This window comes from Flavobacterium sp. LK-23 (assembly GCF_058135255.1).
In genome coordinates this window covers 76,850-99,023 of sequence record NZ_JBYUVT010000007.1, presented here as the reverse complement: position 1 = coordinate 99,023, position 22,174 = coordinate 76,850, and the positions used below count along the sequence as shown (strand labels likewise).

The window sequence follows — 22,174 nt, the reverse complement described above, 5'->3', positions numbered from 1 at the left end:
TCAAACCACTTTTCTCAAACTTTTTTCTTCTGATAAATCACTTAAAAAGTATCTTAAATCATTTAATTCATATTCACTAGGAAACATTTGATTGTTTACAATTTTCACAGGCGTATAATTAAACTGATTCTCAAAACACCAATTGTATTGCAATTCTATTTGCTGATTTACTTTCATACCAATAGGCCCCACATTCCATTTCTCAAGCCATTTATCCAATCCCATCTTTTTTATGTGCCAATCTGAAATTGCTTCTAAAACTAAATGTTCCTTTGTATAGTTAATTTCCAATAATCGCTCTACCACAATTCTATATGGATTATCATTATTTTCTGGATTAACATTGAACAAAACATTCAAAGACACTTTTTCAGGATATTTGGTTATTAATTCTAAGGAATCAGCAAAAGCTTTATGACAATGCCCGCAGCCAGGACTTATTATAATTAAAAGCTCAACATCAGCATCAATATTGCCAAACTTCAGACTGTGTAATTTATTTAAACCAGCCAAAACGGGGATTTCTTTAGTCAAGAAATTTAAAATCTTGTAATTTCTTTTAAATTTTTTCAGTTTACTTACTTCTTTTTCTGCTTTCATTTTACCTATTAAAACAGGCTTTATACTTAACCAAATAGCTCCTATCAGTATTATCGAAAACAAATAAGAAAAAAGACTAGATGAATTATAAACAAATGACTCTCTCATAAAAACAAAAACAGCACTTTGAAAAATTATGATAAAGGAAATTGTCAAACATAACAAACACCACTTTTTAAGTTGCCATTTTTGTACATAAATAGAATATAATATTACAGGTATAGACACAAGACTCAACAATCCAATTACAAGACTTGATCCAGAAGGATTAGATAATATTGCAATTAAATTAACGCCAAAAAAGAGTACTGGCAGATCAGAGAAGTTGACCCACTTATTAATTTCTCCTTTATTAGAACCAATTACAGAATCACAAGATGCATTTGGGCTAATATTACAGAATTTAGAAACTATTTCACTTTTTACACCCAATTTTTCTTGGACAATAAAAACACTAAAAACAAAACCAGCAATTGAGGTTAAAAGCAATAAAATTTCGCTAATGCCATAGCTGTTATAAACAAATGAAACAACTACTAAAGCAAGAATTGCCAAACTATAAGAATACCAATTTGAGTTTGTTTTTAGGCTTACAATTTTTGATCTATCATTTGGCTCAATAACTGTGACTATGCCTTCCCAATTTTGAGTAAAATCATCAAAAGATAAACTTTTCTTCCCTTCATTTTTTGACTCAATGTCTATTAAATCTCCGTTTTTGGTTATTAAGACGATATCATTTTTATATGCAGCCAAAAAAGAATCTGGCAATTCAGAGAATTGCTCTTTTTGAATTCTTACGGCAACATTTTCTATGGATAATAAATCAAAAGTGTCGGTAATGGCAAATAGACTGGGATAATCAGGATGAGATTGAAATAGGTCTTCGAATTCTTCTGTCTGATCTTTATAATTATTGATGCTTAAATACTTTTGAACTAATTGTACCATGTCTAAAGATTATGTTTGTTTCTTGTAAATGTAATTTAAATCTTTCAAAACAAGCAAGCTTTTTCAGTAAAAAAAATAGTACATTTTGGCATATTTTTTGATAATTTCGACAAAACAATGCAATATAAACACTATATCTACACAAACATTAACATATCCTCAATATAAACAATCCAAGCATTTATCGGTCTTTTTTAGGATTTTAAGGTATAATTAAATTTTACAGTAGTCATAAAAATTGCCCTAGTTTTCTTCAAATTGAGCACCTGCCTATTTAGACATTTGTCAAAATTTGGATCTCAAAAAAGTTAAAATTTGTGTCAGAGCTATCAAAGAAATCTCAAGATTCTGAGTGTGCCAAAACTTTTTTGGATCAAAAAAAATTAAACAGCCTCATTTTTCCTTCATTTTTTTTAAGTTGATTTCTACTCTATCGACAATTTTCCTTGTTCCGAAAAACTTGTCCATATCAATCTTATCTGTTTGAGTATACAACAAATAGACACGCTGGATTTCTGTGTACGTAAAAACGTACTTTATTACTCCTTGTATAAATTATTAATAATCAACTTTACACTTTCGGTTTCAAATACTACTATCTATTTTACTAACTATTAATTGTTTACTAACCTTAAAATTTAAAAAATGAAGAAAATCATAAAATTATCTTGTATGCTAGCTACTGCAACATTAGTGTTTTATTCCTGCGAAAAGGAACAAGATTTAGAGGTATCTGAAACTGCTAAAAAAGATACTGCCTTAATAGCGAATAGAGACACTGTTTCAAATAATTCTGCCATACAAGCCGGTACAACAGCAAAAGGAACGGCTGGCGCAAGAACAATCACATTACAAACCAACACCTTATCTTGCCCAGGCGGATTGTGTACCTCGTATGGTGTTTGGTCTACAGGCGTTTATACCGTTTGGTTTCAAATGAAATTTAACAATGGATTTTATTGGAGCCGAGGCGGAAAATGCGGATATGGTATCTTAATTGGTGACCAAAATACGGGTGGTGATGCTGCATGGGATGGAAATGGCGGTAGCGCAAGGTTTATGTGGTATTGCCCAAGCGGTTCTAATACGGCTAAAGGAAGTGGCGCTTATCTTCAGCCTTATGTATATTATAGAGATCAGCCGGGACAATACGGTAATGATTTCGGAAAGAAATATTACATACAGGAAGGTGTTACTTATAATTGCCAGATATCTGTGAAGTTAAATACAGGATCAAATACTGACGGATATGTAAAGTATTACGTGAACGGTACAGAGATATTGAACGAAAAAATTCGCTGGGTAACCAACGATGCTAAGCGAAATGTAAATGCAGTGAGCCTTCACACTTTCCGTGGAGGAAGCCAAAGCTATTGGACAGCTCCTGTAACAAGCTCTATCTACTATCCTAGTGCATCTTGGGATGCTCTATAGTGTTTAACGCACTTTAAAAAACATTTGAACCGAAAAAATAAACCCAGCAACTTCGATGCTTTATTACCATAAAAGCATCGAAGTTGTTATTAGTTAAAAGCTTTCTACAATTGCTTTTTGAAGCAAATACTAGTTTCTATTCCAGCATATTGTCCGTAATTTTCGATAACAGTATATGTTTTAGTGTACAATGCAACTGCCTCTGTTTGCACATTGCTGGTTTCTAAAACGGCCGATGCATAACCTAATTCTTTAGCCCAGTTTTCCAACTCATTCAAAACCTTAGATGCTATGCGTCTCCCTCTGTATTCGTCGGAAACAAACATGCGTTTTACCTCAACAGAGTCATTATCAAATTGCTTTATTGCTCCACAGCCCACTGCAATTCCGTTGATATAAGCAATAATGACATGTTTAATGGCATCAACCTTATTAAATTGGTTGAAGTATTCTTGCATATCGCCATTTCGGCTTGCTAAATTCTCATCTAGTTTTACAATTAAATTGGCGAAATCTACATTTTGAGAAGTCGTTCTTACAAGTTCCAAATCTTCCGTATATCCGTATATTTTCATATCCGTCAATTCTTCTTCTCTTTTTCTATAATCTTTTTTTAGAAGTCCTTCATATACAAATCCAGAACGTTCGGCTACTTTAATGCTTGCAGCGTTTTCTTCTGCAATTTTCATAAAAAGTCTATTAAACTTTTTAGTTGCAAAACACCAGTTTTTAAAAGCCGTTAATGCTTCGGCAGCATAATTATTACCATTATGTTCTTTTAAAATGAAATAAGCGAGTTCGCCTTTTGGAATTCTCCAATCGATTTCCCGTACCGATATATGGCCTATAAATTCATGGTTTTCTTTTGAAAATATACCGCAAGCATAACTTTTATTTTCTTGCCAATCTCTTTCTTTCTGCTCCAGATATTTTTTTGTTGATTCTAAGCTATCATTCACTTTTATCATGTTTGCAAAGTAATCATACAAATATTCGCTGTTGTTGGTAATACTTTTAAAAAAGCATTCCGAATCTTCTATTCTGTAAGGTTTTATTAAAAGGTTTTGGGTTATTATCATTTTATGGTTCTTTGTAGTTGTGTTTTCTAGGGATAAAACTAGACAAAAACCTAATGCGCAAAAATGCTATTTTTTAATTTGTTAATGCGTTTTTTGCATTACGCTCCTTTTTTTGACAATTCGTTAAAGTACATTAAAAAATAAATACCAAAAATTAAAAGTCGACTCGCATCTATTGGTATTTTTTAAACAACGCCGACATGGTCTCAACATCCAAAGCCTCAAGATCATTAAGCTTTAGCGACTTGACCATCTTAAGCGTAGATGTTTTGTAAAGTAAAAAATGAGGCGTTTTTAAATGAGACTGATATGCTTCAGTATTAGCATAAATTTCTAATATTTTTATCTGATTAGGATGGTCTTTTTGAAACATCGGAAAAATAGCAATCACTCCAAGCTCTAATCTAATAGATGCCTCTGCTTCTTCTTTAAGAATAGCTTTGTATTGCTCAAGATAATCAGGCATTATCTCAACTTCTGCAATGCGAACCATTTGATCTTTATTTTGTGCCATAATACCAAGTGAGAAAAAAGTAAATAAAAACGATACCTTAATTTTATTCCAAAATACATTCATAAATTAATTCTTTTGTCTTGAATTTATAATTACTCTAGTTTTAATCCATTACTAGCGCGTTTAAATATACTGAAAATATAAAGATTTGGCTGTATAATTGTTTTGGCTAATAGTTTAAAATTGAAATATTTTACTAAATCAGCTTGTTTTTAATCTCTTTATATTTCGAACGTCCAATGGGTAGTAAGTCACCGTTTTTTAGCTGTATGCTGTACTTTCCTCCTGCTTCTACCACAATTTTGTCTGCTTGTTCCCAACAGAGAATATAGGATTTATGTATTCTTTCGAATGTTTCGGGAAGCAGCTTTTCTAAAGCTTCAAGCGATTTATCGTGCAATTCTATTTTGTTATTTGCCAAATGCAATTCGGTATAAATTCCTGCCCCTTTAATGTATAGAATCTCATTAATTGGCACGAGTCTAAATGTCTTTGCTTTTCTTACTGCCAAAAAACGAACATCTCCGCCTGATTGTTTTCCCTGTGCCGTAAAACGCGTAAAGGCTTGCTCCAATCTGTTTTGATCGAAAGGTTTGGGTACAAAATCCAAAACTCCATAATTGAAAGCTGTAATGGCTTTATCGGTATAGGCAGAAATAATAATGGTCTGAAACGGTCCTGCCACAAAAGTCTGCAAGATTTCAAATCCGTCTTCTCCATTCAGATTTAAATCTAATAGCAAAAGATCTATTGGATTATTCTCAATCGCTATCAATCCGCTTTCGAGAGAATCAGAAAGGAGAATTTGCACATCTTTGTCAAAAAAATCACGTGTCATTCTTTCTACTCTTTTGGCAATACGAGCTTCGTCTTCAATTATGAGTATTTTCATCTTAATCAAAAATTTTAATGATGGTCTCCCACCCTTTTTCTACACCATGAGAATCAAAAGACCAATTGGTGCCATAACTTTCTGTTAGTCTGGCTTCGATGTATTTAAATCCAGTTCCTACTCGCTTATCTTTTTTAGTTTGTCTATTTTTAGCTAAAGTCAATAAAGTGTATTCTTTGTATTGCTTCTCTCGGGCGAATTTTAAACAGAAAACAATACAGCCTTCTTTTGGAGGAAGACTATGCGTAATTCCGTTTTCTATTATGGTATGAAAAATAGCTGGCGGAATCGTTTCGTTTTCGTCTATTCTTTCTTCCTGCCATTCATAACATATTTCTTTACGAAAAGACATTACTTCCAAATGTCTTCGGCACAAATCAATCTCTTGTCTGATTGGAATAAGTGTGTCTTCGGCAATATCATTCATTATATCAAATTCTTCCGCCAGAGCGCGAATAAAAACAACTCCTTCTTTAGGCGATTCCTCAATCCAATCAATCAGCGAGGTTAAAGTATTTCGAAGAAAATGTGGCTGAATATTTTTCTTAATTAGTTCTAATTGCAATCTGGAAGAAAGCAGCAATGATGCATTATGAGCTTCTTCTATTGCTTTTGCCCGTATCGTATGGAGATAAAGCATGCAAAGCACCAAAATGGTAAAAGCTATAAACAATCCGAAATCATAAAACATAAAATAATTGACCACTACTCCTGCCAATAAACCCGCCGCAACTATAAGTCCGCCTTTTGCTTTTCTAATAGCGGCTTCAATAGCAATTACAATAGAAAAGAAACGAGCTGTTATAGTAAAATAAGCAGCCGAAATATCATAATGACCATAATAGCCAATATAAACTGCTAAAAGGACAATGAACAAAAAAAACAGCACTAGTTTCTTTCTTTTAAATTCAAACTGCAACATAAAATACCACGGTATGAGCATTGAAACAGCAAAAGTGAGCCACCCGATAATCTTTAATCGAGTATAAAATTCATTATAAGGAATGTCGAGATAATATTTGACATATTCGATAATGAGCAAACAAAAGAAAAGCAGGCAAATAATTCCGAAGAGCAAAACGGCCAGTTCTTTTCGGGTACTATTGAGATAGAGAAAAAAATAGTAGATGCCTGCAATAAGAAAAGCACCTGCCATAATATTCATAAAAGAAACCACGATAAGCGGTGAACGTTGAAGTTGCAGATAATCTTTAAGTTTTACATCGATACCGCGCTGTGCTTCTCTATTGTAGGTTTGCGAACCCATTAAAACAACGGTGTGTTTCCCGAGTTTAGACAAATTGTTTGGTATTTGATAATAAGAGGTTTCTGTTCCTGGCACCTCAACACGATCTGATTTTGCCATTTGACCATTTCTCCCAATTAAAACTCCATCCCAATACACATCAAAAGCACCAAAGGCGTTTACTTGAAGCCCTAACGATTGGGAAGTATTTTTTGGTTTTTGTATTTCAACATCTGTTTCAAATCTAAAACTCGAACTATCTGGTTTACCCCAATCCATCTTCTGATGATCGTAATCAACATCATATGTTACATCGGTTGTAACGTACTCTTTGTAATAGTTACAAGAGGTACACATGAGAAGAAGTAAAACGATAAAAAAGTAAGATTTATACATGAGATAAAGATAGAACAAATATCGAATTGCCAAATGCTTTTGAGAAGCTTATAGAGCCGTTTGAATGTTTTCGAAAACGGTGCTTTCTTTTATGAATTAATCTTGTACAACAAAATCAATCAAAATGAAATCTCTAATAATCAAAACCTTAATTCTATTTATTCCATTTTTAGGAATAGGACAGCAAACCATTATTTCTGGTAAAGTTCAAGACAGCGCTACAAAAGAAGCACTGCCTTATGTAACGGTAACCATACAAGATAGTAGCTCAAAAACATTGGCCACAGCCATAACAGACGATCTTGGTTTATTTACTATTGAAGCAGCTCCAAATGTTTCGACCACTATCTCGTTTAGTTACACGGGGTATCAAAATCATACGCAATCTTTAATTGCAGGAAAACAAAAAATTGATTTGGGAACAATTGATTTAATTACCAATGCAATAGAATTAAAAGCAGTTGAAATTAGCGGTCAAAAATCGAATGTTAGTTTAAAACTTGACAAAAAGGTTTTTGAAGTGGGTAAAGATGTGCTTTCGCAAAATGGTTCTGCTCACGATGTATTAAATGGAGTTCCATCTGTCGCTGTTGATGCTGCGGGAACGGTAAGTCTTCGTGGAAATAGTAATGTTTTGATCTTAATTAACGGAAGACAATCTGGACTTACCCAAAGCAATGCGCTTGATCAGATTGCAGCCGATCAGATTGAACGAATTGAGGTTATTACCAATCCTTCTTCAAGATATGATGCTGCGGGTTCTGCGGGGATTCTTAATATTATATTGAAAAAGAACAAAAAAAGTGGTTTTAGCGGTCAGGTTAGATTGGTTGCGGGCTCGCCAAATGATAGTCGTCTTAATCCGAGCCTTAATTTTAAATCAAACAAAATCAATATTTTTTCCAATTTCAGTATTCGTTCTAGCGATTATGTCGGTTTGTACACCACCGATCAGGTAACTAATAGTACCACTTCTCCAAATTACATGCATCGCGTGCAGAATGAAGATCGTCATGACGATGGAAAATTGCTTTATATGGGGGCCGATTATTTTATTAATGAACATCAAACTATAACGGCTGCTTTTTTAAAGAATGCCACGCATGATAATGATAAAACCGATTTGCGTTATCAGTACGATAGTGATCAAGGTAATATCACAGCTGATAGTCTTTTGACAAGACACGGAAAATCATTGGAAAAACGGGATTACAGTCAAATTGAGTTTAATTATACACGAACATTCCAACAGAAAGCAAAAAAATGGACTATTGACGTTCAATACGATTGGTGGAACAGCGACAAAAAATGGGATCTTTCTACACAGCGTTTGCTTCCAGACACAATGGTTTATCCTGGCATTAGAACAAGCTCTGTAGGAAACAGCAAAGATTTTCTGGCTAAGACCGATTTTATTCAGCCAATTGACAGTCTTTCTACTTTGGAATTTGGATTAAAAACTGAAATCAGAACGGTTACAAGCAATTATCTGGCAGAAGAACAACAGGACAATAATTGGATCGTTTATCAGAACATTGATAATGATTTAAATTACGACGAAACCATTACGGGCGCTTATACGCAATTTAGCAGTAAAATCAACAAGTTTAGTTATATGTTGGGTTTAAGAGCCGAGCTTACAGATATTGCCATTAAAGATGTAGAAAATGCGTATAGCGATAAAAAAAACTATAACAAACTCTTTCCTACTGTCAATCTAGCTTATAAGTTTGATGCTTCGTCATTACAGTTAAATTACAGTAAACGCATTAAACGTCCGTCCTTATATGCTTTATACCCTTTCAATGAAGTCACCGATTTAAATGCACAATATATCGGAAATCCTGATTTAAATCCTTCCTACACAGATGCATTTGAAATGGCATTTCTTAAAAATTGGAAAACATTTACTTTGAATCCTTCGCTTTATTATCAATACGAAAAAGGCTTTATTCAAGATTATACGTATCGTCAAGATGATATCTTTCTGACCACACCCATAAATATTGATTACGAAATAAGAAGCGGAATTGAACTATCGACCTTATACAATCCGTTAAAATGGCTTCAGGTTAATGCCGAAATGAATTATTATCACTTCAAACAAAAAGGAAGTTATAGAGACGAAAACCTAGATTATAGCAGTCAAAACTTTACTGCTCGATTAAGCACGCAGATTAAACTTCCTGCTAAATTTAGTTTTCAAGGCCGTTATAACTTTCGTGGAGAAAAACGCAATGCACAAATTACCAGCGAAGCATTACAATCAATTGATTTCGGGTTTAGCAAACTCCTCCTTAAAGATAAAGCCACTATTGTTTTTGATGTTACCAATGCTTTTAATCTTCGCCAATACAAAAGCGTTACAACGGGAACCGATTATGTCATTAAAGATAATAGCATTCCAAATGCAGCGAGATATCGCTTGAGTTTTGTCTATCGTTTCAATCTAACCGATGCAAAAGCAATTCGACAAGCCAATGATGCTAATAGAGATTGATGTTCGTACAATAGCCAAGAAAAACAAAAACAAGAAGTTGTAGTATAAAACAGAAATAAATGAAGAAAATAATCATTATATTCACAGTACTTTTAACTGCATGTAATTCTAAAAAAAATAGTATGAGTTCAACAGAAATATTTCCAAAAGGAGAACGTCTTTCTAAAGATTGGTTTACAGGCAATGCATTTTTGAAGCCTTTGATTGCAAGAGACAAGAACAATGAGTTTTCAGCAGGCAGCGTAACTTTTGAACCTCGAGCAAGAACGAACTGGCATACACATCCAAAAGGTCAAGTTCTGTTGGTTATTGAAGGTCATGGACTTTATCAAGAAAAAGGCAAACCTGCTCAAATCATTCAAAAAGGAGATGTAGTCAATATTCCCGAAAATGTAGAACATTGGCATGGTGCTAGCGCAACAACTACAATGGTTCATGTGGCAATCACTAACTTTAAAGAAGATACTCAAGTAACTTGGCTCAATCCTGTTACTGATGAAGAGTATAAAACTGCGAATGAAAATTAAATCATAAAAAAGCCCTCTATAAACAGAGGGCTTTTTTCATTCTTTCTATCAAAACTTATCGCCAGCCCAATGCAGGTGCAACGTGTTCTAAAATAGACGACAAAATATGAATATTGTAATCTACACCAATGGTATTCGGAATAGTTAGCAATATAGTATCTGCTTCTTGAATAGATTCATCTTGAGCAAGTTCTTCAATTAGTTTATCGGGTTCTGCCGCATAGCTTTTACCAAAGATGGCTCTTTTGTCTTGCTCAATATAACCAAAACTATCATTGCCTTTGGCTTGTCCGCCAAAATAATATCGATCCTGCTCATTGACCAATGCAAATATCGAGCGACTTACCGAAACTCTCGCTTCACGCTGATGGCCTGCATTTTTCCAAGCTTCTTTATACAATCTTATCTGTTCGGCTTGCTGCACATGAAAAGGTTTTCCGTTTTCATCGTACTTAAGCGTAGAACTCTGAAGATGCATTCCGTTTTCGGCAGCCCAAACCGCCGTTGCATTCGACGCCGCTCCCCACCAGATTCTTTCTCTTAATCCTTCAGAATGCGGTTCAATACGCAATAATCCAGGCGGATTCGGAAACATTGGATACGGATTTGGTTCTGCAAATCCTTCTCCTTTAAGTTTATCCAAAAACTCTAGTGCTTTTTTACGGCCCATATCGGCATCCGTTTCTCCTTTTTCTGGTTCATAACCAAAGTAACTCCAACCGTCAATAACTTGTTCTGGTGATCCTCTACTAATTCCTAACTGCAAACGACCTTCCGATATTAAATCGGCAGATCCAGCATCTTCTACCATGTACAATGGGTTTTCATAACGCATATCGATTACGCCAGTTCCGATCTCGATTTTACTTGTTTTCGCTCCTACTGCCGCAAGCAAAGGAAAAGGCGATGCCAGTTGCTGTGCAAAATGATGTACTCGAAAATAAGCACCATCTATACCTATTTCTTCAGCAGCCACTGCTAAATCAATGGATTGCAACAATGTATCTGCCGCTGTACGAGTTTTATATGACGGATGATTAGCCCAATGCCCAAATGATAAAAATCCTATTTTCTTCATAATGGCTTTATTTTTTATTCTCTCAAATATACGGATAACTAATAAGAAAAAGAAAACCATGTCTTTTCTTGAAAAGTACATGGTTTTGCTTATCTATAAAATTATCAAAGCAGATAATTTTGCCTTCTAATTTTCTAATTATTGCTTAGGGTCTACGCTTAAAGGAGGAAGATTAACTTTCTTTTCATTCATCATTTTTTTCACTTGCTCGATAGTTCTATATCGTTCAATCTGCATTTCACCCGTAAAAGTTTCACTCTGAGGCGCTCTTGGAGGAATCTGAGCATACGTTTTCATCAGATCAGCAATAGCTTGATTAAAAATTATTGCAGTCCATGTTTTCTCTGTCCAGCTGTTCATAAACAAATCATAACGTTCTTGGGGATCTTGCCACAAGTTATAAATAGCAGGGACTGTCGCTACGTAGGTTTCATCTCCTCGCCAACCAAGCTGTTGTCCTGGTGCGTCACTTCCGGCAATAGCACCATTATCTCCTCGGGTATTAAATACTGCTTTGAATTTTCCGATTCGTACAGCACCTGGCGATAATTCGGCTTCTGTAAAATAAAACCATTTGTCGCGAAGTGGTGTTCCTTTTTTAAACAACACGTTTGACATATCATAACTATCAAAAACCATATCGGCACCAGCTCTGTCTTTTTTAGGAAGTTCTACTCCAGCAAGGCTGGCAAATGTCGCCATAAGATCAAGCCCACCTACAATATCATGGCTTTGGCTTCCTGCTTCAATTTGTCCAGGCCACCAAGCAATTGCAGGTACACGGCTACCTCCTTCTCTATCGGTTCCTTTTGTACCTCTAAAAGGAGTATATCCAGAATCAGGATGCACATCTTGCCAAGCACCATTATCTACTGTGTAAATAACAATAGTATTTTCGGCAATACCCAAAGAACGAATCTTATCCATGATACGCCCTACATTGTAATCCATTTCTACAACAGCATCTGAATATTTGCTCTTACCTGGAGATTTGCCAACAAATTGTTTTGAAGGAAGGTTTGGCTGATGGTTTTTAGCAAAATTGATGCACATAAAAAACGGATCTTTACTTTTTCCGTATTCATCAAGCTGCTTTAAGTTATTTTCTACCATCATCATATCCAGCTCAGCAATATTCTCTTCGGTTACTTTACTTACCTCGCGGGCTTTTCCACCTGCTTCACCTTCAAGTACACCTGTAGTCACTTTTTTGAAAAGTTCTAGCATCTCTGAAGACATCTCTGGATTCCAAGATTGGAAAGCATAAGTATAAGCATTCAAATGGTAAAGCACTACATTCTGCATTTTATCAAAACCATGAGCAATCGGCATCGAATAGTCTGCTTCTCCAAGGTGCCATTTTCCAGAAAAGTAGGTTTTATAATTGGCTTTTTTAAGCACCGAAGCCAATGTCCATTCTTCTTTGGGCAATCCGCCTCCTTGTCCCTGAAAAGCAACGGTAGTCATACCGCTTCGATTCGGAATACGCCCTGTTAGCATCGCAGCTCTTCCTGGTGTACAACTTGGCTGTCCGTAAAAAGACCAAAACTGCATTCCTTCTTTAGCCATTTTGTCCAAATTAGGGGTAGGCATTCCGCGTCCGACTCCTCCGCCATACACTCCCAAATCTCCCCAGCCAGTATCATCAGAAATTACCATAATAATATTAGGCTTCTTTTTGTTTTGTCCGTTTATGCTTCCCATGACAGTGCAACATAACAGACCTGCAAAAATTAATTTTAAGGCATTTTTTTTCATGGTTTTAAATTTTAATTAAATATGAGTTGTTTAAAATCTTGGCAAAAAAGTGCAGTAAGAAATAGCCTTTTTTACTTCTCAAAGAATTCCAGAATGAGAAACTTTTTTGATAACCTAAATTACAGCTAATAAGAGAGCCGTTTTTTCTAAAGTGGTTGCAAATTATAATATGCAACGAGAATATAAATTTTCTAAATAAACCTTTCTTAAAATTTAATTCTTAAAACCGCTGCTTGATTTATAAATTTTCACCTTATTATATTTTTTCAAGCTTAAGTGAGATTTGTTTAAATTTCTAAAAAAACAAAGACAATTAGAGCAAATATCTTAATTATCAAAATGTTAAGTTGCAAGTTTTCTTGTTTCATATTATAATTTGGAACATCTCCACCTGTCATTTTATGCAATTATTCTCACTTTATGACATATTTTTGAATGGCTTAAAAAATTCCTTCCTAAACGCCTCTCCCATATCTTTTCGTACTCCTCGATTTTTATAATCAATTATTGATATATCTAAACTAAAAACAAATAATTATGGATTGGATTATTACTACATTAAAAGATTATCCCGAACTAGCAATTTTTCTCACGCTATCACTAGGTTATTTTATCGGAAAATTTAAAATAGGAAGCTTTTCTTTAGGAACGGTTACCAGTGTTTTGCTTGTCGGAGTCTTAGTCGGACAATTAGACATTGTCATTTCTCCCAATGTAAAATCGGTCTTTTTTCTCATGTTTCTTTTCGCTGTTGGATACAGTGTCGGGCCCCAATTTTTTGGAGGTTTAAAAAAAGACGGACTGCCTCAAATGCTTTATGCCGCAGTAGTATGCGTTTTATGTTTGATCTGTCCGTATCTAATAGGGAAAATTATGGGCTACGACATGGGATTAACCTCTGGAATGCTTGCAGGCTCTCAAACCATATCTGCGGTAATTGGTGTCGCGTCTGACACTATCAATCAGCTTAGTATTCCTGCCGATCAAAAAGCAGCATTAATCAACAAAATTCCAGTTGCATACGCTGTAACTTATATTTTCGGAACTGCAGGTTCTGCTTGGTTATTGGCTTCTCTTGGTCCAAAGTTATTAGGCGGTAATTTAGTCGAAAAAGCAAAAGAACTCGAGATTCAGCTTGGAGGAGATGCCATTGGCGATGATCCAAGTATTGCCTCTGCTTATGATCGTGTAATATATAATGCGTATCAAATCTCTTCAAACTCTTATGCTAATAACAAAACAGTAGCAGAAGTTGAAAATGAGCTGGAAAGAAATAAAAGACGCTTATTTATACAGCGCATCCGAAGAGGAAAAGAAATTATAGATGCTTCTCCAGAATTTGTAATTCAAGAAAATGATGTTGTTGCACTCGGCGGAAGAAGAGAATACATGATGAATTACGTTGCTGTAAATGAAAAAGAAGTGTTAGATATCGAACTTCTAAATTTTCCAGTAGAAGTATTAAGTGTACTCGTTGTAAAGAAAGAAGTAATAAATAAAACCCTTGCCGATTTACGCCATTTAAAATACATGCATGGTGTTGTCGTGAGATCTTTAAAAAGAGCTGGAATCCAGATGCCCATATTACCCAATACTGTTCTTCAAAAAGGAGATATGATCGAACTAATTGGAATTAAACGAGACGTAGATCAAGTTGCGACACATATTGGCTATCCAGACCGCCCTACAAACTCTACCGATATGGCTTTTGTTGGTTTAGGAATAGTACTGGGAGGATTACTTGGAGCATTAACCGTTAAAGTTGGCGGAGTGCCAATAAGCCTTAGTACCAGTGGTGGTGCCTTAATATCTGGACTTTTCTTCGGATGGCTAAGAGGTCAGCATCCTACTTTTGGGCGAATTCCAGAGCCTGCTTTGTGGATTATGAATAATGTGGGATTAAACATATTTATAGCTGTAGTGGGTATTACAGCAGGACCAAGTTTTATTGTAGGTTTTCAAGAAGCTGGCTGGGGGCTTTTCATTGCGGGTGCTGCAGCAACAGCCATTCCGCTAATACTCGGACTTCTTATAGGAAGATACATTTTCAAATTCCATCCTATTATTACTTTAGGATGTGCTGCCGGGGCAAGAACAACTACTGCCGCCCTTGGAGCTTTGCAAGATGCCGTAAAAAGCAAAACCCCTGCATTGGGTTATACCGTGACCTATGCCGTTGGTAATACGCTACTCATTATATGGGGCGTCGTCATTATTTTAATCATGAGTTAGTCGAATTTTTTATATAATCTCTAAACATTTTAGTTATGGCAATTGATATTTCAAAAATAAAAACATCAAGAGAGGTAGAAAAAACACTTCAGACCCTCAGCCCATTTGAAATTAAAAATGAATTAATTCATTTGGCAGATGAAAGTGCGCTTAAATCTACAGCGATTACACTTAATGCCGGAAGAGGAAATCCGAACTGGATTGCTACAGTTCCTAGAGAGGCTTTTTTCCTTTTTGGACAATTTGCATTAGAAGAATGCCGTAATGTTATGGAAGAACAAGGCATTCTAGCAGGAATTGTACAAAACAAAAGCGGAGTGGCTTCTCGTTTTGAAGCTTTTTTATTGAAACATAAAGATACTCCTGCTGCTGCACTTTTAGAAAAAACCTATCATTATGGTGTAGACAAACACGATTTTGATGGCGATGCGTGGATTCGTGAATGGATAGAAGCTGTAATCGGATTTAACTATCCTGTTCCAGATCGTATGCTAAGTCAGATCGAAATTATTGTTCATGATTATTTGGTACAAGAAATGTGCGGTGCAGGAAACGACAAGGGCAAGTATGATATTTTTGCTGTTGAAGGCGGAACTGCTGCAATGTGTTACATTTTTGATTCGCTTATGCAAAATCACCTTACCGAACGTGGAGATAAAATAGCACTGCTTACGCCTACTTTTACGCCATATATAGAAATTCCTGAATTAGATCGATACAAATTTGATGTCGTTTACGTAGAAGCAAGCGGAGTTGGCGATAACGGATTCCATACTTGGCAATATCCAAATTCTGAATTAGATAAGCTTAAAGATCCTGCGGTTAAAGTGGCTTTTGTGGTAAACCCAAGCAATCCGCCATCTTCGGCGATGAGCACTGAGACACTTAATTATATTGCTGATATCGTAAAAAATCATAACCCAGGTTTGATGGTGATTACAGATGACGTTTATGGAACTTTCGTTAATAATTTTAGATCATTAATGGCTATTATTCCACAAAATACGATCACGGTATATTCATTCTCAAAATATTTTGGCTGTACAGGCTGGAGACTTGGAACGATTGCCATTCATCAAGACAATATTTTCGATAAAAAAATTGCCGATTTAAGTCCAGAACTTAAAAAAGAACTGCACGATCGTTATTCTTCTCTGACATTAGAGCCAGAAAAAATCAAGTTTATTGACAGACTTGTAGCTGATAGCCGACAAGTTGCCTTAAACCACACAGCAGGATTATCGTTACCTCAGCAATTTCAAATGATGCTTTTTTCTGCATTCTGTTTATTGGATACTCAGGATGTTTATAAAACCCTTACACAGTCTATTATTCACAAACGCCTGAGCTTGTTATGGGAAGGATTAGAAGTTCCGATTCTAGAAGATCCAATGCGTGCAGGATATTATTCTGAAATCGATATTATGGTGGCGGCAAAACACTTTCACGGGGATGATTTTGCCAATTGGCTGAAAACAAATTTTGAACCCGTTGATGTATTGTTCCGCTTGGCAGAAAAAACAGCAATCGTACTTTTAAACGGTGGCGGTTTCGCAGGACCTGAATGGAGTATCAGAGTTTCACTTGCCAATCTTCCAACGGATAGTTATCTGATACTTGGAAAAAATATCCGTAAAATTTTATTGGAATATGTAACCAGCTGGGAAAACTCAACAAAATAATAGAAGCTTAAATTAAAATATTAAACCTATGAAAAATTTATTTACTTTATTATTGTCCGTTTTATTGGTAACAGGTATTTATGCTCAAAAATTACCTAGAATTAAGATACTTGCAACTGGAGGAACAATTGCCGGACAAGGCGCATCTGCAGATCGCTCTGCTTATACTGCGGGACAATTGCCTATAAAAGATTTAATCGCAGCGGTTCCAGGAATTGATAAAGTTGCCGAAATTTCTGGAGAACAGATTTCAAATGTAGGAAGTCAGGACATGACTGTCGAGATTTGGATTAAGCTGAATAAAAGAATCAACGAAATTTATAAAAATAATGAAGCCGATGGTATCGTAATCACACACGGAACCGATACGCAAGAAGAAACAGCTTATTTTTTATCATTGACCGTAAGATCTGATAAACCTGTAATCGTTACCGGATCTATGCGTCCAGCAACAGCCATAAGCGCAGACGGTCCAAAGAATTTATATGATGCCGTAACTTTAGCAGCTTCTAAACAAGCAGCACACAGCGGTGTTTTACTGGTATTTAATGAATACATTTTTACGGGAAGAAATGCTGTAAAAACGAGCACTACTCACTTAAATGCTTTTACAGCTCCAAACAGCGGTCCAATCGGACAGGTTTATGACGGAAAAGTTTCTCTTTATGAAAATCCGATTAGAAAAACCAATAAAAATACTCCTTTTGATATTACAGGCTTAAACACTTTACCAGAAGTAGCTGTTGTCGAATTATACGCTGATGCGCCGGCAACTGCCATAAATGCGTATGTAGCTTCTGGAGTAAAAGGAATTGTAACTGGCGGCTTAGGTAACGGAAATCTAAATAAAGTAAACTCTGATGCTGCGGCTAGCGCTGTTAAAAAAGGAATTGCCGTTGCAAGAGCTTCTAGAGTACCGTCTGGAAGAGTTACTTTATTTGACGAAACCGATGATCAAAAGCTTGGTACTATTGTCGCAGATGATTTAATTCCTCAAAAAGCGAGGATTCTATTAATGTTGGGACTTACCCAAACTACAGACAGTAAAAAACTCCAAGAATACTTCTTTGAGTATTAAACCATTTGATATTGTAAACTATGCGTATCTTAACTTCAATAATTTTGAGTGTTTTTCTAGCCGCTGGTGCCTATGCCCAGCAGGAAAAACAGACTGATACCGTTCTCAATCATAAAACTCCCCTAATAAAAGCAACCAAAGTTGATTTGCTCAATAATGTCGATTTAATTTTCAATACTCAGGTTGGTTTTAACAGCTATATTGAAGACGGAAAATATACTAGCAGTAAATTTGAAGTGAACCAATTTAGATTGGAAGTAAAAGGGAAAGTGTATAAGGATAAAGTATTTTTTAGGTTTAGAGACCGATATACCAAAGAGACTGAACCACAGTCTACAGACAATATCAGCAGTTCTACAGACTTGGCTTTTATTGGGTATAATATATCCAACAGGACAAGTATTGCCATCGGAAAAATGACCGCAAACTGGGGTGGTTATGAGTTTGACATGAATCCAATTGACATTTATCAGTACAATGATATTGTCGATAATTCAGATAACTTTTTAACTGGAGTTCAGTTCAACTGGGAACTCAATAAGGATCATGTTTTTTCTGCTCAGATTTTAAATTCTCGAACCAAAACCTTTCCTGAACTCTATGAAAATGTGCCAAATGTAGAAGAAGCGAAATTCCCTGCTGCCTATGTTGGAAACTGGAACGGTAGTTTTTTAGATGGAAAATTTAAAACGATTTACAGTTTCAGTATTTTTCAGGAAGCTTCAAAAAATGGACACCCCGTAAATATGTATTATACGGCATTAGGAAATCAGTTTCGAACCAAAAAATGGCTTTTTCAATATGATTTCAAATGGAGCAGCGAAGATCTGGATCGAACAGGAGTTGTGACTTCTTTAATTCCAGACACGGTTTTAGATCATGCGGCAGAAAATGTATATTATATCGAACATTGGCTGAGAACTGTATATTCATTGAATGAAAACTGGAAAATTTCGGCAATTGGAATGGTTAGCACGGCTTCATGGAAAGATATACCCGATCCAAATGTCAGCTCTAGCCGAATCCGTACCGCGTGGGGCGTTATTCCGACAGTAGAATTTTATCCAATTAAAAACTTTAATTTAAAGTTCTTTGCTACTTATGTCGCTCGTTTTTATGAGTACAGCGATTATTCAAAAACAAGTTTAGGGCAATCTAATAGCACCACTGGAAGAATTATGATTGGTATAATTTCGCCTCTAGTTGTATTATAAAATTTTAAATAATTAACTCCATTAGAAATGCTGGAATAAATCGAGTTTTACGATTTATTCCAGCATTTCTAATTTGTTCTCTCGCAGATTCAAAATAGATTTTAGCAACTATTTTATTATTCTCTCGCAGATTAAGCAGATTAGGCAGATTTAAGAATAATTTAAAATGCTTTAAGTTAAGCTTCTTTTCGAATAGCCTCCAGCTTTAGCTGGAGGTATTTAACAATCGTAAGAATAAGGCTTTAATCAAATCGCTATTTTTGGCTAAAGCCATTTTGATTTACTTTATATAAACTCCAACTGAAGCTGGAGCCAATTCAAATTAATAACTGGTTTATAAACATTTCACCCGTGTCCCCGTGGTTGAAACCACGGGCTATGTTTGAATATATTGTGTAATGATTAGGCAACACGCATAACTCATAACTTCATAACCTTTTTTATGAATAGCCTCCAGCTTCAGCTGGAGGTATTTAATAATCGCAAGAATAAGGCTTTAGCCAAATTGCGCAATTTTGGCTAAAGCCATTCTAATTCCCTTTATATAAAACTCCAGCTAAAGCTGGAGCCAATTCAAATTAATAACTGGTTTATACGCATTACCTGTATCCCAGTTCCCCGTGGTTGAAACCACGGGCTATGTTTGAATATATTGTGTAATGATTAGGCAACACGCATAACTCATAACTCATAACTTTTTTACCGTCAAATATTTTAAACGAATAAAACAAATCGTACTATAAAAAGCAAAAAGCAGAATAAGATGCAATAAAACAGACGGATTATCCCATAAACTGGCACCCGATTGTACAATGGAGGTATACAAAACAATAAAAGGCGTTGTAGGTAAAAGATTAGACAGCCACTGCAATGCTAGCGGAAGCGATTCAAATGGCCAACTGTATCCTGTAATCAAGAAAATCGGATAAGTTGAAAAAGCCATCATCTGCAAACAAAGTAATTGCGATTTGAACAGCGAACCTATAAACTGCGCCATAGGAATTAAAGTAACAATAAACAAAAGCAACAATAAGCTTAATTCAAATCCGCTGCCTCTCATGGGTAAATTGAGGAGTTTGTAATTTACATTTAAAAAGAAAAAGCCATACGAAGCAAATAGTATCAGATAAAACAATCCTTTGCCCCAAATACCATTAGAAATACCCGAACCGAGCCATTCTCGTAAACGAGAACTCTGACGCTCGCCTGCTACACTTTCGCACAAACCAATTAATAAGGTCTGCTGTAATATCAGAGCTAACAATCCTGGCAATAAAAATGCGCCATAACTCGATCTCTCATTAAATAAAGGGCGATAATCTAAATTTACAGGCATCACATTCTCCATAGCAATGGTAGTACTCATGCCTTCTTTTTTCTGATAATATTGAAGGCGCACTCCTGCTCCAACGGTCAAACATATCTGCTGTACATTTAACAGCAGATCACTTGAAGGCAGAAACCTCGCGGCATTGATTGCCAATACTACATTGCTTTGTTTTAAACTCAATAAATTGGCTTCTGTTCCCTCTGGAATATAAAAATATCCTTGGCAATTGCCTTGATACATCTGCTCCTTTGCCTGTTCCAAATTCGAAAAATGAATCAGTTCTACAATTGGGGAATCATCTATATTCTGCTGTAATAAACGTGACAATCTCGAACCATCATCATCTACCACAGCCAATTTTACATCAAATTCTTCTTTATTGATATAAATGCTTCCGTAAAAAAAAGCATACAGCAAAGGAGCAATAAGAAGCGTAAGCAGCAAACTATGATCCTTTACTACTTGTGAAGCTTCTCTCAAAAAGAGATTAATCAGCGATTGTTGCGGTTTCTTTTTCATCTTTAATCGAATTAAATTGACGTTTAAACAACAACATTGCCGTCGGATACATTACCAAGCAAAACAACAAGAGTTTGGCGAATTCTCCCTGAGCATATCTTAAAGGCAAATTCATATAATACACCTTAAAAAATCCGTCTAAAAAAGCGGTATAAGGCATAATAAGTGCATAATACTGATCGTACCAAGGCATTGCCCATCTCGGAAAAGTAAATCCGCTGAACACAAAAGCGGGCGAAGTATAAAAAAGAGCAACATCTCCCGAAAGCATTACATCTTTAAACAAAGCCGATATAAACATCCCGATACCAATACAGGCTAAAGAAAGCATAGTGTATAGTACAAAAAACTTTCCCGTAGCTGCGGGAACCCCGATATCGAAAAAAGTAAAAATAATTCCTGTAATAATGATAAAATTAATCCAGCTGATGGCGAGATGCGCTATTGTTTTTCCGACAATTACAGCAACAACAGAACCTTTTGATGAATCGTACAGTTCGTGCATCGTTCCTGTAACCCACTCATAATTTAAAGCCAGCATAGAACTGATAATCAGAATCATCTGCATTCCGACTGTTATTAATCCCGGAACCAAATATTCCTGATAATTGTAAGTTGGATTATAAAGCTGATAGGTTCTCAAACTAATCGGATTTGCAATCGCCATGGCTTGATCAGATTTCATTCCCGTTTTTACCAGTTTCTGCAAAATTACCCCTGTACTTCCTGTAATTACAACTTCGGCGACAGCCTTATAAACTAACTTAGCAGGAACAAGCGCAGCGGCATTGGTGTACAAAGTCACATTACTCGGATGACGGCTATAGATATTCTTCTGCAGATTGGCAGGAAAATGTACAGCACCCAATATTTTACCTTCTTGAATCAGTTTTTTAACTTCGGCTTCGCTGCTTACTCTTCTCGTAATCTGCAACGTTTCTTTTTGTTCTAATAAAAAAATCAGCTCTCGGCTTATGGCACTTTGATCTTCGTCCCAAATTGCAAATGCTAAATTCTTGGCATCTTGTTTTTGGTAAATAAGAGCATAGAAGAAAAACAAAGCGAAAGGAACTACAAGCATTACCAAATAAAATACTTTTAGACTTAGAATGCGCTTCCACTCTCTAATAATTATGTTCAGCAT

General features: G+C 35.6%; 16 protein-coding genes. 7 read left to right on the top strand and 9 right to left on the bottom strand.

All coding sequences use genetic code 11. The annotated features are described in order from the left end of the window. On the bottom strand, positions 1–1,551 hold the full coding sequence (locus tag AC3Y25_RS12640) for a vitamin K epoxide reductase family protein (protein ID WP_489902990.1): 1,551 nt from the start codon (positions 1,549–1,551) through the stop codon (positions 1–3). 645 nt (positions 1,552–2,196) lie between these two features. Between AC3Y25_RS12640 and AC3Y25_RS12635 the strand changes: the two genes are divergently transcribed. Beyond that, positions 2,197–2,985: a polysaccharide lyase gene (locus tag AC3Y25_RS12635; RefSeq protein ID WP_489902989.1), complete on the top strand. Its 789-nt coding sequence runs from the start codon at positions 2,197–2,199 to the stop codon at positions 2,983–2,985. A gap of 104 nt (positions 2,986–3,089) precedes the next feature. Here AC3Y25_RS12635 and AC3Y25_RS12630 read toward each other — a convergent pair whose 3' ends face one another. From AC3Y25_RS12630 to AC3Y25_RS12615, 4 genes are all read right to left on the bottom strand, one after another. Continuing rightward, entirely contained in the window at positions 3,090–4,064 is a 975-nt protein-coding gene (locus AC3Y25_RS12630) for a GNAT family N-acetyltransferase (RefSeq protein ID WP_489902988.1), read from the bottom strand. 172 nt (positions 4,065–4,236) lie between these two features. Next, on the bottom strand, positions 4,237–4,641 hold the full coding sequence (locus AC3Y25_RS12625) for a putative quinol monooxygenase (protein WP_489902987.1): 405 nt from the start codon (positions 4,639–4,641) through the stop codon (positions 4,237–4,239). A 133-nt stretch (positions 4,642–4,774) separates the two neighbouring features. Beyond that, positions 4,775–5,470 carry a LytR/AlgR family response regulator transcription factor gene (locus tag AC3Y25_RS12620; RefSeq protein WP_489902986.1) on the bottom strand — a complete coding sequence of 232 codons (696 nt, stop codon included), beginning with the start codon at positions 5,468–5,470 and terminating at the stop codon, positions 4,775–4,777. 1 nt (position 5,471) lies between these two features. Then, positions 5,472–7,112 carry a histidine kinase gene (locus AC3Y25_RS12615; RefSeq protein ID WP_489902985.1) on the bottom strand — a complete coding sequence of 547 codons (1,641 nt, stop codon included), beginning with the start codon at positions 7,110–7,112 and terminating at the stop codon, positions 5,472–5,474. Between the two features lie 124 nt (positions 7,113–7,236). Here AC3Y25_RS12615 and AC3Y25_RS12610 point away from each other — a divergent pair, with 124 nt between their 5' ends. Further along, on the top strand, positions 7,237–9,612 hold the full coding sequence (locus AC3Y25_RS12610; RefSeq protein ID WP_489902984.1) for a TonB-dependent receptor: 2,376 nt from the start codon (positions 7,237–7,239) through the stop codon (positions 9,610–9,612). A gap of 122 nt (positions 9,613–9,734) precedes the next feature. After that, positions 9,735–10,139, top strand: coding sequence for a (R)-mandelonitrile lyase (locus tag AC3Y25_RS12605; RefSeq protein WP_489902983.1), 405 nt, complete (start codon positions 9,735–9,737; stop codon positions 10,137–10,139). 55 nt (positions 10,140–10,194) lie between these two features. Here AC3Y25_RS12605 and AC3Y25_RS12600 read toward each other — a convergent pair whose 3' ends face one another. Next, complete coding sequence (locus AC3Y25_RS12600; RefSeq protein ID WP_489902982.1) at positions 10,195–11,217, bottom strand: LLM class flavin-dependent oxidoreductase; 1,023 nt, start codon at positions 11,215–11,217, stop codon at positions 10,195–10,197. 138 nt (positions 11,218–11,355) lie between these two features. Then, a complete protein-coding gene (locus AC3Y25_RS12595) occupies positions 11,356–12,975 on the bottom strand; it encodes an arylsulfatase (protein ID WP_489902981.1) in 1,620 nt (539 codons plus the stop codon). A gap of 537 nt (positions 12,976–13,512) precedes the next feature. Between AC3Y25_RS12595 and aspT the strand changes: the two genes are divergently transcribed. Genes aspT through AC3Y25_RS12575 form a run of 4 tightly spaced genes read left to right on the top strand, consistent with a single transcriptional unit; the run spans position 13,513 to position 19,181 of the window. Next, the gene (gene aspT / locus AC3Y25_RS12590; RefSeq protein ID WP_489902980.1) at positions 13,513–15,207 is read left to right on the top strand and encodes an aspartate-alanine antiporter; all 1,695 of its coding nucleotides are present in this window, start codon (positions 13,513–13,515) and stop codon (positions 15,205–15,207) included. A 35-nt stretch (positions 15,208–15,242) separates the two neighbouring features. After that, a complete protein-coding gene (aspD, locus tag AC3Y25_RS12585) occupies positions 15,243–16,889 on the top strand; it encodes an aspartate 4-decarboxylase (RefSeq protein WP_489902979.1) in 1,647 nt (548 codons plus the stop codon). Positions 16,890–16,917: 28 nt separating this feature from the next. Further along, positions 16,918–17,967, top strand: coding sequence for a type II asparaginase (locus tag AC3Y25_RS12580; RefSeq protein WP_489902978.1), 1,050 nt, complete (start codon positions 16,918–16,920; stop codon positions 17,965–17,967). A 44-nt stretch (positions 17,968–18,011) separates the two neighbouring features. Further along, complete coding sequence (locus AC3Y25_RS12575; RefSeq protein ID WP_489902977.1) at positions 18,012–19,181, top strand: porin; 1,170 nt, start codon at positions 18,012–18,014, stop codon at positions 19,179–19,181. Positions 19,182–19,869: 688 nt separating this feature from the next. Here AC3Y25_RS12575 and AC3Y25_RS12570 read toward each other — a convergent pair. Both AC3Y25_RS12570 and AC3Y25_RS12565 read right to left on the bottom strand, forming a co-directional pair. Beyond that, a complete protein-coding gene (locus AC3Y25_RS12570) occupies positions 19,870–21,030 on the bottom strand; it encodes an ABC transporter permease (protein WP_489902976.1) in 1,161 nt (386 codons plus the stop codon). Continuing rightward, the gene (locus AC3Y25_RS12565) at positions 20,999–22,174 is read right to left on the bottom strand and encodes an ABC transporter permease (protein ID WP_489902975.1); all 1,176 of its coding nucleotides are present in this window, start codon (positions 22,172–22,174) and stop codon (positions 20,999–21,001) included. The genes AC3Y25_RS12570 and AC3Y25_RS12565 overlap by 32 nt, the downstream gene beginning before the upstream one ends.